The organism is Mesorhizobium sp. GbtcB19 (assembly GCF_019091085.1).
Taxonomy (GTDB): Bacteria; Pseudomonadota; Alphaproteobacteria; order Rhizobiales; family Rhizobiaceae; genus Mesorhizobium.
In genome coordinates this window covers 1-239 of the sequence record NZ_JAGXJY010000477.1, presented here as the reverse complement: position 1 = coordinate 239, position 239 = coordinate 1, and the positions used below count along the sequence as shown (strand labels likewise).

Genomic DNA, 239 nt, shown 5'->3' with positions numbered 1-239 from the left:
GCCCTCCCACAGGCTGGCGCATCCCGACGCGGCGCACCGTGAGTCCCGCGCCGACGCCATCGATGCCGTCTTCACCCCGAATGCAGGCGACGGCGACCGCAACAACACGCTGGCCTATGTCGTGCGTGCCGTGACGCCAGGCACCTATGCCCAACCGGCGGCCACGGTGGAAGACATGTACCGGCCGCAATACCCGGCCCGCCCCGCCACCGGCGTGATGGAGGTGAAGGCGGAATAGC

The 239-nt window shown here is 69.9% G+C and carries 1 protein-coding gene; it reads left to right on the top strand.

The features are described from left to right. On the top strand, positions 1-238 hold a 238-nt coding region (locus KVT37_RS32785; protein WP_217579081.1), incomplete at its 5' end, for a hypothetical protein. Between the last annotated feature and the right edge of the window lies 1 nt (position 239).